General features: G+C 70.0%; 9 protein-coding genes. 1 reads left to right on the top strand and 8 read right to left on the bottom strand.

Annotated elements, in window-relative coordinates:
- Positions 1-229: 229 nt before the first annotated feature.
- Positions 230-484 (top strand): WhiB family transcriptional regulator, encoded by a 255-nt coding sequence (locus AC0NH5_RS03620; RefSeq protein ID WP_364220501.1) that lies wholly within the window; start codon positions 230-232, stop codon positions 482-484.
- A gap of 703 nt (positions 485-1187) precedes the next feature.
- Here the strand turns inward: AC0NH5_RS03620 and AC0NH5_RS03625 are convergent.
- The 8 genes from AC0NH5_RS03625 to AC0NH5_RS03660 all read right to left on the bottom strand — a co-directional run bounded on the left by AC0NH5_RS03625 (position 1188) and on the right by AC0NH5_RS03660 (position 16840).
- Positions 1188-1997, bottom strand: a complete 810-nt coding sequence (locus AC0NH5_RS03625) for a sirohydrochlorin chelatase (RefSeq protein WP_474399827.1) — start codon at positions 1995-1997, stop codon at positions 1188-1190.
- Positions 1979-2788 (bottom strand): phosphoadenylyl-sulfate reductase, encoded by an 810-nt coding sequence (locus AC0NH5_RS03630; protein ID WP_474399830.1) that lies wholly within the window; start codon positions 2786-2788, stop codon positions 1979-1981. Before AC0NH5_RS03630 ends, AC0NH5_RS03625 begins: the two co-directional genes overlap by 19 nt.
- A complete protein-coding gene (locus AC0NH5_RS03635) occupies positions 2785-2979 on the bottom strand; it encodes a hypothetical protein (protein WP_474400372.1) in 195 nt (64 codons plus the stop codon). Before AC0NH5_RS03635 ends, AC0NH5_RS03630 begins: the two co-directional genes overlap by 4 nt.
- Complete coding sequence (locus AC0NH5_RS03640; RefSeq protein WP_474399833.1) at positions 2976-4670, bottom strand: nitrite/sulfite reductase; 1695 nt, start codon at positions 4668-4670, stop codon at positions 2976-2978. Before AC0NH5_RS03640 ends, AC0NH5_RS03635 begins: the two co-directional genes overlap by 4 nt.
- A 305-nt stretch (positions 4671-4975) precedes the next feature.
- Positions 4976-5209: a hypothetical protein gene (locus tag AC0NH5_RS03645; protein WP_474399836.1), complete on the bottom strand. Its 234-nt coding sequence runs from the start codon at positions 5207-5209 to the stop codon at positions 4976-4978.
- 34 nt (positions 5210-5243) lie between these two features.
- Positions 5244-5786: an SUKH-3 domain-containing protein gene (locus tag AC0NH5_RS03650; protein ID WP_474399838.1), complete on the bottom strand. Its 543-nt coding sequence runs from the start codon at positions 5784-5786 to the stop codon at positions 5244-5246.
- Positions 5786-12523: a polymorphic toxin-type HINT domain-containing protein gene (locus AC0NH5_RS03655; RefSeq protein WP_474399841.1), complete on the bottom strand. Its 6738-nt coding sequence runs from the start codon at positions 12521-12523 to the stop codon at positions 5786-5788. The genes AC0NH5_RS03650 and AC0NH5_RS03655 overlap by 1 nt, the downstream gene beginning before the upstream one ends.
- Positions 12524-12604: 81 nt before the next feature.
- Positions 12605-16840, bottom strand: coding sequence for a LamG-like jellyroll fold domain-containing protein (locus AC0NH5_RS03660; RefSeq protein WP_474399844.1), 4236 nt, complete (start codon positions 16838-16840; stop codon positions 12605-12607).
- Positions 16841-17097: the final 257 nt, after the last annotated feature.

Consider the following 17097-nt stretch of genomic DNA (forward strand, 5'->3'; position numbering starts at 1 on the left):
GCTACCCTTGACATCGCGCAAGTTCGTGAAAGCATTCACAAGCGATAAGAAGTAACCGGTTGCTGCTTGTACGCGTTCCTAATCCAGAAGCGCGGAACAGCCACCAAACACTAAAGCTTGCTGACGCTCCGGTGAGCGTACGGGTACAACCCGTCGGACACCACAGCGCACGCATATAGGTAAACAGCACTGTTTTCATTACCCCATCCGAAACAAGGAGTTTGCCGCCATGGACTGGCGTCACGATGCGATCTGCCGCGACGAGGACCCCGAGCTGTTCTTCCCGATCGGGACGTCCGGCCCGGCGCTCCTGCAGGTCGAGCAGGCCAAGGCCGTGTGCCGGCGGTGCCCGGTGACCGAGGAATGCCTCTCGTGGGCACTCGAGTCTGGACAGGACGCCGGCGTATGGGGCGGGATGAGCGAGGACGAGCGGCGCGCTGTCAAGCGTCGTGGTGGCCTTCGGATCAGTCCCGTCACCGCCTGAATCAATCCCCCACACAGCATTTGCGCCCCGGGCCGGACGGCACCGGGGCGTCTTGCTGTTTCGGCCCACTCACACGGCGTTTCCCATTCCCGTGCGCGCTAATGCGATCACGGTACGTTTCCCCGCCGCGGGAAATGATCTCGAAATGAAGATCGAAATGCATTGAGTCGTGACTCGCGCACACTCCGCATAGGACCATCGACAGTTGCCGCCGGATGCCCGTTCGTCGCATAGCGCAGAGTGACCGTCGCACTGAGTGAGTTCGGGCCTCGAAACGGCCGGTTCACAGAAAACTCACAGGCCGTCCCGCTCACTCCCCACGGCTGGTTCCCGGAGCGGTCCCCCGGTCTTCAACCGCACCAAAAGCCCAGCCGAACGTCTCAGGGCTGACGCAAGAGCCTGCGAACCGCACCAGCGACCCAGCCGTCTGTGAGGGCCGGCACAGAGTCTGCTGGACCACACGAAGGGCCCGCCGAGCTCGCTCAGCCGGCGCGCAGGGCCGGCACAGGCTCCAGGAACCGGCTCGACCCGCTCGACCGGCTCTCAGGACGGTCGGCAGGCGGTGGGGACAGCACTGGCGGCCGGCGCTCAGGATGGGCGGCAGGGTTAGGGGTAGCACCTGGGGAACCAGCTGTGGGAGCGGAGAGGCCGGAAAGCGCGGAGCGCCGGCGTCACTCCCCAGGGCGTACCCCGGATGGGTGAATCAGGCCGCGGCGCTCAGCGGGCCGCTGAGGACCGAATCCGCACGCGCTCCGACGAGCCGGACCAACTCGGGCGCGTCACCGAGCGGCTGAGCCGCCGCAACCGCGCCCGCCTCGAGCGCCGACCGCACGGCAAGGTCGTAGAGGAATCCCGGCGCCAGGAAGTAGGCCGCCATCACCACCCGCTGGGCACCGGCCGCCCGCAGCGCCGTGACAGCGTCCCCCGGCCGGGGCCCGGGACCGGAGGCGTAGGCCACCGCCGCAGGCACCCCCAGCCGCTGCCCCAGCACGTCAGCTGCCTCCGCCACCGTGGCACGCGCGGCCGCGTCACGGGTCCCGGCCGACGCCAGAACCACCCCGTCCCAGGGCACACCGTCCACCGGCGACCCACCCGTGGGGGAAAGCGACGCGGCAGAGAAGGACGCGGTCGAGGAGGACGCGACGGGCAGGCGCCGGCACAGGGCGGCGACCAGCAACGGCGAAACCGGCCCCAGAACGTCAGAAGCGGTCACCGAGATCGGCAACGCCTCGGCCTCCCGCACCACCGCCGGCAGGTCGACCCGACCGTGATACGCAGCGGTCAGCAGCAACGGCACCAGCACGGCCTGCCGCCCCGGGAGCGACGCCAGCACGTCCAGCGGCCGGGGCCCGGCATGGTCGAGGTACGAAGCCCGGACCACCCACTCCGGCCGGGCCCGGCGGACAGCCCGGGCCAGGGACTCGGTGGCCACCGCGGCCCGCGGGTCGCGGCTGCCGTGAGCCACCAGGACCACGGCCGGCCGCGCGGCGGAGGTCAGACGTGCAGTCCGCATTCGGTCTTCTCGAACATCGCCCAGCGGCCGGCACGCGGGTCCTCGCCGGCCTTGGTGCGCCGGGTGCACGGCCAGCAGCCGATCGACCCGTACCCCTTCTTGAAGAGTTCGTTGACCGGCACGTTCCACCGGCTGATGTACCGGTCGACGTCGGCCTGGGTCCAGGCGGCGATCGGGTTGACCTTGACCTTGCCCTTGCGGGCGTCGAAGGCGACGACGGGCGTGTTGGCGCGGGTCGGCGACTCGTCGCGGCGCAGGCCGGTGGCCCAGGCGTCGTAGTCGCTGAGGGCCCGTTCCAGCGGCTCCACCTTGCGCAGGAAGCAGCATTCGTCCGGGCTGCGAGCGAACAGCCGCGGGCCGTACTCGCCGTCCTGCTGGCCGACCGTCATCCGCGGGCGGATGGAGCGGACGTTCACGTTCATCGTGCGCGCGACGGTGTCCCGGACCTTGAGCGTCTCCGGGAAGTGCAGGCCGGTGTCGAGGAAGACCACGTCCACGCCGGGCGAGACCCGGGAGAAGATGCTGGCCACCACGGCGTCCGCCATCGAGCTGGTGACGCAGAAGCGCGCGCCGAAGGTGTCGGTCGCCCACTTGGCGATCTCTTCGGCGGAGCTGCCCTCCAGGTCACGGGCGGCCTGCGTGGCCAGCTCCCGAAGCTCGTCGGGCGACCGGCGGGCGGGGTCGGCCGCCCGCTCGGGTTCGGTGGTTCGGGGGGCGGGGCCGGTCCGGAGCGGGGCGGCGGGCGCGCCGAGACTTATCAGGCCCAGGCCCGAGGCGTTCAGGAGACTCATTCGGAAACTCCCTCTACCAGCGCTTTGATGGGTTGTGATCCGGACGGCACCGGCAGGATGCCGACGAACTTGACCGTGAAGACCCGGGCGCAGGAGTGGCACTCCCAGGACCCGTGTGACGTCTCGTTGGGACGGAGGTCCTCGTCACCGCAGTAGGGGCAGTACAGCGGGGCGGATCTGGCGTCGCTCATTTCAGGAGCTCCTCTTCCGCCCGCATCACCCAGTTGGCGAAGGTCTCGCCGTCGGTGCGGCCGTCCAGGTAGTGCCGGGCCACCCGCTCCACGTACTCCGGGAGCTCCTCGGCCGTGGCCTTCAGGCCGCGCAGCTTGCGGCCGAAGCCGGCGGTCTCGCCCTTGGCCATGCCCAGCGCGCCGCCCAGGTGGATCTGGAAGCCCTCGACCTGCTCGCCGTGCGAGTTCATGACGAGCTGGCCCTTGAGCCCGATGTCGGCGACCTGGGTGCGGGCGCAGGCGTTCGGGCAGCCGTTGATGTGCACCGAGATGTCGGCGTCGAAGTCCTTGAGCCGGTCCTCGAGCCGGGCCACCAGCTCCTCGCCGCGCGCCTTGGTCTCGACGATGGCGAGCTTGCAGTACTCGATGCCGGTGCAGGCCATGGTGCCGCGCCGCCAGGCCGAGGGCCGGGCTTCCAGCCCGATCGCGCGGAGACCTTCGATCAGCGGTTCGACCTTGTCGTCGGCGATGTCCAGGACCAGAAGCTTCTGGTACGCGGTGAGCCGCACCCGGTCGGAGCCGTGCGCCTCGGCCAGGTCCGCGAGCCTGGTCAGCTGGGTGCCCGAGGACCGTCCGACGACGGGTGCCGCGCCCACGTAGTTGAGCCCGTCCACCTGCTTGTGCACGCCGATGTGGTCGATCGGCTTCGCCGGCAGCTCCGGCGCCGGGCCGTCGATCAGCGCGCGGCCGAGGTATTCCTTCTCCAGGACCTCACGGAACTTCTCGACGCCCCAGTCGGCGAGCAGGAACTTGAGGCGGGCGCGGTGCCGCAGCCGGCGGTAACCGTAGTCCCGGAAGATCCCGACGACGCCCTCCCAGACGTCCGGGATCTCGGCGAGCGGCACCCAGGCGCCGAGCCGCTCGGCCAGCCGCGGGTTGGTGGAGAGGCCGCCGCCGACCCAGAGGTCGAAGCCGGGGCCGTGGTCGGGGTGGATCACGCCGATGAACGAGATGTCGTTCACCTGGTACGGCCCGTCGGCGAGCCAGGAGACCTGCGACTTGAACTTGCGGGGCAGGTTCGAGTAGCGGGTGTCACCGACGTACCGCTTGACGATCTCGTCGATCGCCGGCGTGCCGTCGAGCACCTCGTCGACCGAGATCCCGGCGACCGGGCTGCCCAGCACGACGCGGGGGCAGTCGCCGCACGCCTCGGTGGTCTGCAGGCCGACCGCCTCCAGCCGGCGCCAGATCTCCGGCACGTCCTCCACCCGGATCCAGTGCAGCTGGATGTTCTGCCGGTCGGTGATGTCGGCGCTGTCCCGGCCGAACTCGGTGGAGATCTGCGCGATGGTCCGCAGCTGGGCGACGCTCAGCGCGCCACCGTCGATGCGGACGCGCAGCATGAAGTACTCGTCCTCGAGCTCCTCCGGCTCCAGCACCGCGGTGCGGCCGCCGTCGATCCCGGCCTTGCGCTGGGTGTAGAGGCCCCACCAGCGGAACCGGCCGCGCAGGTCGGCCGGGTCGATCGAGGAGAACCCCCCGTGGGCGTAGATGTTCTCGATGCGGGCCCGCACGTTGAGCGGGTTGTCGTCCTTCTTGCTGCGCTCGTTCGGGTTCAGCGGCTCGCGGTGTCCGAGCGCCCACTGACCCTCGCCGCGCGCCTTACGAGGGCGGGCGGTCGGCCGTGCAGCGGGAGTGTTGCTGGGCGCCATCTCGGCGTTCCTCCGGGTTTCGTGGGCGCACGCTGCCACCCACGGCCCTGGAGGTTCGTGACATCTGTGTCAGGAGAGGGCCCGGCGGTCGCGCGCCCGAAATGAAAAACGGGCGTCGTCAGGAAGCCGGACACATCGCGCTGCGGACACGGCCGTAGTCCACGTGGCGCCGGGCCACGAAGCGGCGGTCAACTGCAGCGGTCATGTCGGCAAGCCTCTCACGGCGCGCCTATTTGGGCCAGCGCGGTCCAGATTCCGGGAGTGTGTCAGGTAGCACACGGCAAACCTCTTGTAACACTCCGCCCCTAGACTGCGGGCGTGGCGTGTGACTCCCGTCGGAACCGGACCGTGTCGCACCGGAACCGGTGATCCCCCACGATGGTCCGCACCTCGAAGAGCGGTAAACCCCGGGAGACGGTGAACTCCACGCCGTAGAACGTCTTAACCTCACTCGCCGCCCACAGTCCCGCGCCGGTGGCCGCCGGGTCCTGCCGGAACACCAGATCCGGACCGGGCCGCAGCTCCGGGCCCCTCAGCATCGCCGAGAAGCCCGGAGCCGTCGTGTCGTTGCGGTCAGGGTCTCGCGGGACCCGGCCGATAGGCCGTCCGGACCGCCCGCCGGACCGGCCGGCGGTGGTGCTTGCCGACCTTCTCCGCCGCGGGCCAGGCGGCCTCCGGGTCCTCGAGCAGCGGGCGCGGCACGCCCCGCACCAGGGTGTCGAGCGCGCCCGGCAACGGACCGTAGCTCGCGATGCTCTCCCCCACGTGGTAGAGCTCGCCGGTCTCGTCGACGGCCAGCACGAAGGGGTGCCCGACGACGAACGCGCCGACCGGGAACAGCGTCCTCCCGAGATCCGCGCCCCAGGCCGCGAGCCGCTCGCCGTCGCCTTCGCCCAGCAGCGGGTCGAAGTCGAACGCGAGCACCGGCCGGTCCACGAGGCGACCACCGATCGCCACCTCGAGCCCGCCGAACTCGGCGAGGAACTCCGCAGCGGCGCCGTGCATGGCGTACTCCCCGGCGAGGGCGGCACGCCAGGCCTCGACGTCGACCCTGCGGCCCGGGCGCCAGCCGGCCCGGTGCAGCGTCTCAGTCGTCACCTCGTGGAACCGATCCATTACGAAACCTTCCGCTCCAGCACATTCCAGCGGATCCCGAACCATCGTGACAAGAACTTGCACGCGTAGCACGGAACCCAGAGCCGGTTGTGGTTGTGATGTGACGTGGTGTTCTCGATGGTCCTCGCCGAGGCCCGGGCCCCGCGAGGATTGTGGCCGTCATAGACCGCGTCGCTGACGCACGCGACGAGCCCGCACCTGCCGAAGCCCTTCGCCTTCACCTGGATCAGGCTCGGCGCCTTCTGCAGGACCCGCTTCACCTCGGGGTGGACGGCCGCCGGGCTGATACCGCTGGTGCTCCGGTACTTGGCGCCGTTGGGCAGGTACAGCGCCTCGGCCATCTTCGGGCGCGTCTTGCGGGTGAAGTTCTCCTTGTCCTCGGCCACCTTGTTCGCCAGCGCCGTCGCATCGGCGTCGACGTCGCAGAACTCCGCCACGGCGTCGAGTTGGATGAAACCGCCGTTGGTGTTGTGGACGAGCAGGTAGCCGCCGGCTGTACCCACGAAGTAGGTGTGGATGTCGTCGACCGTGAGGTTGTAGACGGTGGTCACCTCGTCGCGGGGGTCCACCGCCAGAACGGTGACCCGGGAACCGTCCGGCCGCAGCAGCTCGTCGTCCCTCTCCAGGTCCTCGGCAGCGAGCCAGGTCCGCTCGTCCTCCTCCCAGAACGGGTGGTTGTGGGTCGCGGTGACCTCGCCGTCCGGCGCGGCGTCGCCATCGGCGTCGATCGTGATGTCGACCAGGTGCTTGGTGCCGGTGCCGCGGATGAGCGCGGTGACCGGGCGGACCCCGGCCGCACCGGTCTCCGGGTCCGACGCCACCACCTGATCGTCGAGCTGCACCTCCTCGATCGGCTTGGACGTGCCGTCGGCGAGCAGCACCGGGGTGCCGGCGGCGAAACTGTTGCAGCCACCGCCCCCACCACCACCGCTCGGCGCCGGGCCGTCGGCCTTCTTGGCCGCGGCCTTGACCGCGCCCGCGCCGCGGGCCGCGGTCTTCGCCTGCCGGACGCCGGGAACCATGCCGGCGATGCCCATGGCGCAGTTCATGGTGTCGCCGCCGGCACAACTCTTGGCGGTGTCGATGGCCCCGGCCACCACGGCGACCGCACCCGCGGCGGCGGCCACGACCTGAGCCGGCGGCGGCAGGACCGCCGCGACCACGGCGACCGCACCGGCCACGTCCGCGATCGTCCCGGCGTTGTTCACGACCGCCTTCGCCGCCGCTGTCGCGCCGGTGGCAACCGCGCTCGACGCCTTCTGCAAACCGTTCTTGACGGCGCCCCAGAAAAGGCCGTCGGGGTCGGCGAAAGTGGTCGGGTTGTTGTTGGCGTACGCGTACGGATGCATCCGCTGCGGTTCGTACTCGTCGATCTCCGGGTCGACGGAGAGGAACGAGCCGGTCCGCGGATCGTAGAACCGTGCGCCGAGCAGCGTCAGCCCGCTCGGATCGCTCACCCCGCCGACGAATCCGCGCTGGCCGGACGGCCACTGCTCAGTGGCGGCGCCGTTGCGCGGGTTGCCGTACGGATCGTTGTACTTGATCGTCTCGACCCGGGTGACCGAGTTGACCGCCCAGCTCGCGGAGTCCTGCTGATCCGCGCCGAGCCAGATGATGTCGCCCTTGCGGTTGGTCGTGTCGGTCCGCGAGGCGATCGTGTCACCGGCGTGCTCGAAGTAGCGCGTCGTGCTCGTGCCCGAGGCCGGCGTCGTCGTGTACTCGTGGCCGTAGAGGAACACGCTCGCCGCGCCGGCCGGGTCGATCCGGGCGATCCGGTTGCCGTCGACGTCGTACACCATGGTGGTGTCGCCCTCCGGCGCGCTGATCCTGGTCAGCTTGCCGTGCGCGCTCCAGGTGTACTTCTCGGTCCGGTCGCCGGTCCTGCGGTACTCGAGGTTGCCGGCGGCGTCCCAGTCGTAGTGCTCGACCTGGTCACCGGTGGTGATGCTGCCGATGGCGTGCGGACGACCGGGCGCCGCCTGATAGGTCGAGGTCCTGCCGGTGACGTGATCGGTCGCCGACGTCCGGGAGCCGTGCTTGTCGAAGGTCCAGGACTTGCGGTACGGGGCCTTGCCACCGATCGTGGCGGTGGACGCGGCGCCGCACTCGGCCGCCTCCTGCGACCAGGCCTGCGTCAGGCGGCGCAGGTAGTCGTACGAGAAGCACTGCACGTCCTCCTCGCCGGGCCGGACGTTGCCGTCCACGTCGACCGGCCGGTTGGCCATCGACAGGACGTTGCCGGCGTCGTCGTAGCTGTACTTCAGCGCGGCGATGTTCGGCACGCTGCCGTCGCGGTCGAAGTAGAACTCCGACAGCCGGCGGGTGACGTTGTCGTAGACGTAGTTCTGGTACGCCTGCGGCTTGTCGCCCACCGGGGTGCCGAGCCAACGGTTCAGCACCTCGCCGTAGGGCGAGTAGCTGGTGCGGTCGACGTAGGTGCGGACCGTTCCGGACGGCGACGACGTGCCCGCCAGCTTCGTGACGTTGCCGAGCTCGTCGTACGTACGGGTGATGATCTCCTTGTCCATCGGCCCGACCTTGGGCAGCGTCGAGCGGTGCAGCAGCCCGTTGGGGGTGTAGGTGTGCGTGGTGACATAGGTGCCCGCCAGGGCGGTCAGCCCGGGCATGGCCGGGATGGTCGACTCCTCGTCGATCACCTGGTAGGCGTCGTTGTACTCGTACACCTCACGGCCGAAGGCGTGACCGTCGACGAATGAGGTCGACCTGGTCGGATGCCCCTTCGCCAGGGTGTCGTAGGTCCACTCGGCCGCCTTGACCCCGTTGAACGTGCGCAGGGTCTGCCGGCCGAGGGCGTCGTACGCGGTGGTGACGACGTTCTTCCGGGCGTCGGTCGTCCTGACGACGTCGTCGGCGTTGTTGTACTCGACCGACGTCTCACCCTTGTCCGGGTCGACGGTGCGGATCTCCCGGCCGCGCAGGTCGTACTCGTACCGCCAGGTGAGCCCGTCCTTGACCACGGTCTCCAGGTCACCGCGCGCGGTGTAGGTGTATCTGGTCGCGTCGAACGCCCCGGCCGGCTCGTCGCCGTGGAACTCGCGCTTCTCGATCACCTCGCCGGTGGCGTTGGTGATCGTGGCGGTCGGCGTGGCGCCCTGCGGTGGCGCGACTGCCACCTGCCAGCCGTCCGGGTTGCCGCCGTAGACCGTGGCGGTGGTCCGCTGCTTGACGTTGGCCGACCACAGCTGCTCCTCGACCACCTGGCCGAGCCGGTCGTACACCGAGACGGTGCGGGCCCGGTCCTCACCCGGGGAGATGGCGAGCAGCGTGGCGCCCGGCCTGCCCTTGGCGTAGTTCTTCGCCGACTCGTACTCGACCTGACCGCGGTCGTTGTACCCGGTGGTGGTGACCAGGCGAGCGTCAGCGCCGTCCTTGGTCTTCAGCCCGTCCTGCTGGGTCTGCACCGCCCGGTACAGCGAGTCGAAGAGGCCGACCTCGGTGGTGTAGCCACCGTCGGCGTTCAGCCGCTTCGAGGTCACCGCGAGCGGGCCGTCGGTGCGTACCAGGTAGCTGAATTCCATGGTGGGCGTCGTGGTGGCCTTGGCCCGGCCGGGCAGCCACACCTTGGTGAGGCGTCCCAGCGCGTCACGCTGCAGATCGGTGCGCTTCTTGTTGGCGTCCAGGATGGACGTCGGCTCCGCCCAGGCCGGGTGCTGATCGGTGATGATCTCGTGGCCGAGCGGGTTGACCGTCCTGGTCTGGGTGACCGGTCCCGGTCCGGCCGGTGTGTAGTAGGTGCGGTTCACCTTGCCGAGCGCGTCCGTGGTGCTCTCGGTCCGCCCGAGGTCGTCGAATCCGGTCCGGGACGTGGTCGTGTACGTCGCGGCGCCGTCCTTCCACCCGGTGAGGGTGTCCACCCGGGTGACCAGACCCTTGCTGGGGACGGATCCGTAGGTTTCGGACTTGTCGTAATAGCTCTTGACGTCCGAGATGATGTCGGCGGGCCGGGACACCGTCGCGGTGCACGCCTTGGCGACCGTCTCCTCCCGCGACGGCAGACCGCGCAGCCACGCGTCCTGGTTGTCGAGGTAGGTGACCCGGGTGCACTGCTCGTCGCCGCCCTTGCTGGTGTCGCCGAGCTCGGACGTGGCAGTGGGAAGCCCCTCGTCGTTGTACTCGGTACGGGTCTCGGTCTGCTGCCAGACCCCGGAGGCGATCAGCTTGCGCGACTTCTCCACCGACGGCGCCACCCGGTACGCCTTGTCCGCGCCACCGGTGCGCTCACGCTCCGCCGTCTGCTTGATCCAGTAGGCGGTGGTCTTCGACTCGGCGACGGTGGCGCCGTCCAGCTTCGCCTCTTCCAGCGGGGAGCCGGCGAGCGCGGGGTGATCGGCGTAGGTGTTGCCCGCGGAGTCGGTGACCTGCACGTTGCGGGTCTTGTCGTCGGGCAGCGGCTGGTCGTCCAGGCCGCGGTAGAAGCGCTTACGGCTGGTCAGGACCGTGTTCGTGCCGGACTGCCCGACGGACGTGGTGACCTGGGCGTATCCCCGCCACTGACCGTACGTCCGGTGCTTCTTCTTGGTGAACTCGCCGTCGTCCCAGCCCCACAGGACGTTGGTGCCGCCGCCCTCGGTCGAATACGCGTACCGGGTGGTGATCGGCGGCTGGTCGGTGGTCCGGTCGTACTGGGTGATCTCGGTGACGACGTACTTGCGGTACCAGTCCAGCGTCGGCTCGCCGTAGCCGTCCGGTGTCCAGTAGACCGGATAGCAGAGCCGGTTGTTGTTCGACGCGGTCGGCAGGTCGTCGGTGTCGCAGTCGGGCTCGGAGTAGGTGACGGTGATGTCCGCGCCGGACTCGGTGCGGATGTTGCTGATCCGGGAGCGGGTGTAGATCGGCACGCCGGCGGCGGCCCTGACCCGGTTCGGCCGCTCGACCCCGGTGAAGATCACCGGCGGGTCGGTGACGGTCCCGCCGACGTGACCGGCGTGGGTGATCGATTCCAGCCACAGCGCGGCGGACTTGGCATCCTTCGGTGCCTTGAACTTGTGCGCCAGCGTCCAGGACTCGACCGGGTCGAACGCGCTGCCGTTGCGGATCTCAGCGGTGATCTTGGTCAGTCGCCGGGTGGAGAAAAAGACCGGCGCCAACTTGTCGGTGCACGGCTCGGCCGCGCACTCCTTGTCCCACGGGACGTCCGGCCAGCTCGCGGCGACCGGCTTGTCGTCCTTGTAGCACTCGTCGACCAGGCACCGGGTGGCGGTGCTGAACACCACGCGAGCCGTCGCGGCCACGCTCGGGTGGGCGGTGTTCAGGCCGTACTCGATGCGCTCGAGGTAGCCGCCGCGGTCGAAGGCGACCCGGTTGTCCTTCTCCCCGGCCGCGCCGTAGTGACCGGTCTCCTTCTTGTAGAAGTACCGGGTCATGTTGCCGTGCACGTCGACCTGCTTGTCCAGCAGCCAACGCCAGGCCTGCTGACACGAGGAGTCCTTGAGCTTGTCGGCGTGGCAGGATTCGCCGTCGTGGTTGCCGAAGACCGGCACGGTCCACCGGGAGTTCGACGAGGTCACCTCGGCGGCGAAGAAGCTGCGGGTGCCGTCCGGGGTGGTGACCACCCAGTGCTCCGTGGTGGCGGCATCCTTGGTCGCCGGGGCGCCCTCGTAGTCGACCTTCCAGTTCGTGGCGTCCTGGGCCGGCCGCCAGCGACCGGTCTTGTCGTCCTTGACCAGCGTCGCGGTGGTGCCACCGAGCGAGACCGTGAGGTTCGGGGACTTCCCCTTCCAGCACTGGTCGGCGGTCTTCTTCTCCTTGTTGTTGGGGTCCTTCTCGTCGACCTTGGCGACATCGTCGGCGCAGCCGACATAGGTGCGCTCGACGTACCCAGGCGAGTAGTCCCAGCCGTCACCGGCCCAGGAGGCCTGGTTGTTGCGGCCGGCCATCCGGCCGTCGACCGCCTGCGACGAGTAGCCGAGCGAAACCTCCGGCACCGGGCCGGGCGCCGGCGGCACCTTGATCGGGTTGCTGTAACTGAACCCGCCGGAGCTGTCGCCGGCCGTCCACGAGCCGGAGGCCTGCAGGTCACTGGCCTTGTAGTCGCCCTCGCCCGATTCGGTGTCCGAGGACACGCTCAGCACGCTGACCGTCCCGGCCGACAGCGCCATCGACGTCGACACCGCCGGCTTCGCCGCGTCCTTGCTCGTCACGATCGCAGTGGCTTCCTGGCACTGCGACACCTGCGGTGTGGTGGCCGCACAGGACGGCAGCCCGATCAGCTTGAGCCGGTCGGCCCAGCCGCCGCCGTAGAGGTCGGCGAAGCTGCCGTAGTCGACGGTGGCCCTCACCTCGCCGTTCTTGTCGCCCTCGACTGCGATCACCGGGCCGCTGAGGCCGAGCTTCTGTGACTGTTCCTCGGGCAGCACCGAGATCTGGACCCGCTCCGGGGCGGGCTTGCCCGGCACCGGCTCCACGGTCACCGGGATCGACCCGGCCTTCGCGGTGACCGCGCGTCCCTGCGCCGAGGCGAGGGAGATCTCCACCGTGCCGGCGGCCGGCCACTTCCCGTCCGCGGGGCCGGTCCACGTCGCGGTGTCGGCCGGGGGCGGAGTCGCCTGTACCCGGAGAGCTCCGAAGTCCTTGGCGGCGACCGGCGGGAGGTCGCGCTCGCCGCTGACCTCCCGGGCCACCCAGTGATAGGTGAGGAACGAGGTGGCCACCAGCGCGGTCACCCCGAGGGCCAGCCCTCGACGTGCCGGTGTGACTATCGTTTTTTCTTCTGACATATCCGTCTTTCTTGAGTCGGATGCGGCCGGCCGGGCGCCGCCGGCGTCCCGGAGTGGGACGCCGGCGACGGCCTGCGTTGATCAGGCGTGGGCGAAGGTGCCGAACAGCTCCGGGTCCACCGTGGACGACCAGACGCGGACGTCGTCGACGATGCCGCCGAGGTAGTTGGAGCGCTGGCCGCCGGTGGTGCCGGCGCAGCCGACGGTCAGCGGACCGGCGGCGTTCCACGGGGCGGACGGAGCGGCGGCGCCGTCGCCCTGCTCGTCACCGTTGACGTAGAACCGGAACTTCTTGGCCGGCAGGTCGTAGACCGCCGCCAGGTGCGTCCAGACACCCAGCTCCGGCGCCGCGGCCGAGGTGATCACCGTGTCCGCCGCGCCCGCGGTGTCACTCTGGGTCATCACGAACCGCCAGCGGCCCGCCGCGAACTCCATCCGGAAGCTCTGCCGGTTCGCGCCCGACTGGGCCACCACGGTGCGGGTGCCGGTCGCCTCGTCCAGGACCACCCAGGCGGTGACGCTGAACGAGCCGTCGGTCGGCACCACCGGACCGGCGGTCTGCGCACACGATCCGGCGGCCAGCGAGAGGCCGAGCGCACCCTGCCGGCCGTTGGCGCGGTCCCGTTCCCAGGAGTAGGCGCCGGCCACGCTCAGGTGCCGGTTGTTGCCGGACCGGTCCTGCAGCTCGGTGCGCTCAGCGGAGGATCCCGGCCCCTCCAGCGGCCACATGCCCTGCAGGGCGACCGGCGGGTTGGCGCCGCGCAGGACGGTCGCCTGGGCGTCGGTCAGCGCGCCGCGCCAGACCCGGACATCGGTGATGCCGCCGTGGAAGTAGTCCCCGCGGACACCGGCGTACTTGGCGCAGCCGATGGTCAGCAGACCCCCGGCCGACCAGTTGCCGCCGGTGCGAGCCACCGACGACACCTTCGTGCCGTTGACGAACAGGCTGATCGTCTTCGTGGTGGCGTTGTAGACGCCGACCAGGTGGGTCCACTTGCCGGCGGTGGCCGCGAAGGCGTCCGTCGTGGAGCCGGCGAACTCGGAGGCGGACGTCTCGTCGTCGGTCGCCTTCATCATCAGCGCCCAGAACGGCACGCCCTGAGCGTTGGTGCGGGCGCCGAGATACCAGCCGCTGACCCGGTTGCCTTCGGCACCGAGGATCGTCTGGTTCATCCGGGTGACGTCGTCGACCTTCGCCCACACGGCGAGGGAGAACGACTCGTCGCTGCGCACCACCGACCGCGGGCTGGTGGCGCACCGGTCACCGGTCACGTTCCACGCCGAGTCCGGCCGGGCGTACTGGTCGCCGGTCCACTCCGGAACCTCGACCGGCGGGGCCGGCGTGGTGGGCTGCGTGGTGGGTTCCTCGGTCGGCTCGGGGGTCTCCTCCGGCACCTCCGGGCTGCCGGTCGGCTCCGGCTCGTTCGGGTCACCGGTCTCGGTGGGCTCCGGTTCCGGGTCCGGCTCCTCGGTGGGTTCCTCGGTCGGCTCCTCGGTCGGCTCCTCGGTGGGCGTGGGCTCGGGGGTCGGCTGCGGGACGGGCCGCGCCGGGACGGTGAGGGCGTAACCGTGCTCGCTGTCGTCCTCGCCGTTCTTGCGCAGCGCCCACCTGGCGGCGATGCCGGCCGGCAGCTCGTTGGCCGCGTCGGCGATCTGCGCCTCGCTGAGCAGACCGCTCCAGACCCCGACCTGGTCGATCGCGCCGACCATGGAGGTGCCGTTGACGGTGGTGTTGGTGCCGCCACAGCCGAGCAGGAGCCGGCCGTCGGCACGCCACGACGGCGTGATCGCGACCGTCTTGTCCAGCTTGCCGTTGACGTAGAGGCCGAGCACCTTGCCGACCGGGTCGACCGTCGCCGCCACGTGGGTCCAGGTGTTGACGACCGGGGACGCGGAGCCGGTGACGACGGTCATCGGGGCGCCGGCGAGGTCACCGGTCGTCACGCCGGTGGCCCAGCGGTCCGCCGTCACGTTGTAACTCAGGACGAAGGACGGCTGGTGCGTACCGGTCATCACCATGATCGTCCGATGTCCGGTCTTGTTCGCCAGCTTCACCCAGGCGCCGGCCGTGAACGAGCCGTCGGTGCGGACCACCGGCGCCGAGTACGCGCAGCCGTTGCCCGCGAGGCTCAGCGCCGCTCCGCCCCGTCCGGCCCGGTCGGCCGTGTAGGTGAGCGCGTCGGTGCCCAGCCACCGCAGGTCCTTCTGCGCGGCGTCGTCGGCCAGGGTGCCGTCCGCGTCGGTGGTGCCGGAGTCGTCACGCAGGTCGTGGGTGAGCCGCCACAGGGCCATCGGCTGGACCAGGGTGACCCGGCCGGTGAACACGTTGTAGACCGCCCGCGCCGACAGGTTCCCCGCGTAGTCCCGGGCCCAGACATAGATCTGGGTCCGGCCGGTGTCCAGCGGGAACGTGTGACTCCCCGTCCCGTCGGTGGCGTTCACCGAGGACTGGACCACATCGGCACCGATGCCGAAGTCGAACCGCTGGACCCCGGAGAGGTTGTCGGTGGAGGTGAAACTCAACGTGATGGGCTTGCCGTGCTCCGGCGTGCCGGCTGACGTCCGCTTGATCACCGGCAGCGACGGCGGCGTGTGGTCCTGCCGGAAATAGCAGTACCCGGTCCAGCCCGTGCTGTCCGGGCCGTCCGTGCCCTGCACCCGCCACTTGTAGCTGCCGTCGGCCAGCGCGGTGGTCACCGGGAAGCTGCCCTCCGCACCCGACTTCACCCACGGTGACGTGAAGTCCGCCGGGGTGGTGGGTCCGGTCAGGTCGAAGACCACCCGCACCGAGCCGTCACCGTCGGACGCCTTGCCGTACAGCGTCGGCTTGCTGTTGTTCATCCACGGGCCGGGTGAGGTCTTGTTGCAGCTGCCGCCCGGGTTGGACCGGATCGCCACCGGCGAGGTCGGCTTGTGCGCGTAGGACGCGATCAGCTTGACCGTACCCCGCTTGATCTTGATCCAGTGGCCGCCGCTCTCGGTGGGCACCCGCAGACCGAAGGTGATCGTGTTGTACGGCTGGTTGACGTGCCGCAGCACGTGCTCCTGCAGCGTGGCCGAGTCGAACCGGAAGCCGGTCGTCGACTGGCCGGAGCAGGCGGTGTTCGCCTTGACCGTCTTGGTCTGCAGCGCCGCGCCGTGCAGCCACTTGCCCTTCATGCCGTCCCACGTGGGCGTGTTGCCGTCCAGCGTGTTGGTCTGCCACAGGCTCAACTTCTCCCCGGCACACCACGCGGTGTGGTTCAGGATGCCCTCGACGGTCGGCTTCGACGTGATCCGTTTGCCGTGCAGCGTCCGGATGTCGAACTGCGCGTGCGCCCGCCAGACCTCCGAGTGGTTGTCCCAGTTGGAGCCGACCCGGATGACCTCACGGGGATAGCTGTCCCCGGAGACCCACTTGGTGTCCGGCTTCAGCTTGTTGACCGGAATCCACTTCTGGTACGTCGGCTGGAACGTCGGGTCGATGTAGAGCGGATAGGTCGCCCCCGACGCGAACAAGGTGTCGTCGGCCTTCACCCGCATCTGGTCGCCGGTGACCGTGACGTCCACCTCGGCCTGCCGGGCATGGCCGCCCGGAGCGCGCACGGTCGACGGGTCCGCCGGGACCGGCGCCGCCTCCAGCACGCCGGCACGCCGGGTGGAGACGGTCGTGCGGTCGGTGCGGTTGGAGTCCCACGCCACCGCCGGCGGCGCCTGAGCGACCACGCCACCGGGGCCGGCGACCTTCAGCTCGCCGTTCGACTCGATCAGGGTGGCGTTGCCGCCGACGGTGTACGACGCCTCCCGGACGGCCGGGTTGTCCGCGGCCTCGGGCGTCTTCACCACCAGGACGTGCGAGAAGCCCCCCGCAACCGCTCGCACCACCAGGTCTGTGCCCGGGTAGACCTCCCGGTAGGTGACCGCGTCACCGTCAGCCTCGCCGGGTGGCAGCGGCTCCGGCCAGGACAGCGTGAAGTCCGCGCCACCCTGCCGGTAGACCACGAAGGGAGCGTCGCCGCCGGCGGAGAACGTCACGTCCGCGGCAGCCCGCGGCCGGAACCGCCCGTCGGCGCCCGGCTCCAGTCCGGTGTCCAGGTCGACCCAGCGCGACCCGCGCTCGACACGCTGGGGCTCCAGATAGGACTCGAAGGTGAACTCGCCGGACGGCAGCGCGACAGCCTTGGTGGTCTCGCTCGCCGCCTCGTTCACCTCGACCGGCTTGCCGCAGAGCTGGGCGAGTCGCTGCGCCGCGAGCTCGGTCTCGGCGACCGGAGCGGCGTCAGCCGTGACCTCGGCCGGGCAGGCCGGCGGGGCCTGAGCCGCGGCCGGAGTGGCCAACGCAGGGAGGAATGTAGACAGAACGGCGAGCGATGTGCAGCCCGCCAACCCGATTCGTATGGATGACACTGAGTGGACTCCCGTGACCCGCGCTCATAGGAATCGGTCGAGCGGGGCCCAGCCACGTGCACAGCCCAAGCAGCGAACTCCGGTCAGCCCCCGCTCGAACCGAGTACGTGGCGATGACCGTAGATACCAAGATCACTCGGTGTCAATATCAAATATCTCAATGTGTTGATCAGAATTTGCCGTACGGA

It is taken from the genome of Actinoplanes sp. 13 (genome assembly GCF_056134165.1).

Excerpts from the sequence above, each read along its gene's own strand:
- AC0NH5_RS03640 (WP_474399833.1), bottom strand. The coding sequence starts at position 4,670 with ATGGCGCCCAGCAACACTCCCGCTGCACGGCCGACCGCCCGCCCTCGT.
- AC0NH5_RS03625 (WP_474399827.1), bottom strand. The coding sequence starts at position 1,997 with ATGCGGACTGCACGTCTGACCTCCGCCGCGCGGCCGGCCGTGGTCCTG.
- AC0NH5_RS03645 (WP_474399836.1), bottom strand. The coding sequence starts at position 5,209 with ATGCTGAGGGGCCCGGAGCTGCGGCCCGGTCCGGATCTGGTGTTCCGG.
- AC0NH5_RS03635 (WP_474400372.1), bottom strand. The coding sequence starts at position 2,979 with ATGAGCGACGCCAGATCCGCCCCGCTGTACTGCCCCTACTGCGGTGAC.
- AC0NH5_RS03655 (WP_474399841.1), bottom strand. The coding sequence starts at position 12,523 with ATGTCAGAAGAAAAAACGATAGTCACACCGGCACGTCGAGGGCTGGCC.
- AC0NH5_RS03630 (WP_474399830.1), bottom strand. The coding sequence starts at position 2,788 with ATGAGTCTCCTGAACGCCTCGGGCCTGGGCCTGATAAGTCTCGGCGCG.
- AC0NH5_RS03620 (WP_364220501.1), top strand. The coding sequence starts at position 230 with ATGGACTGGCGTCACGATGCGATCTGCCGCGACGAGGACCCCGAGCTG.
- AC0NH5_RS03650 (WP_474399838.1), bottom strand. The coding sequence starts at position 5,786 with ATGGATCGGTTCCACGAGGTGACGACTGAGACGCTGCACCGGGCCGGC.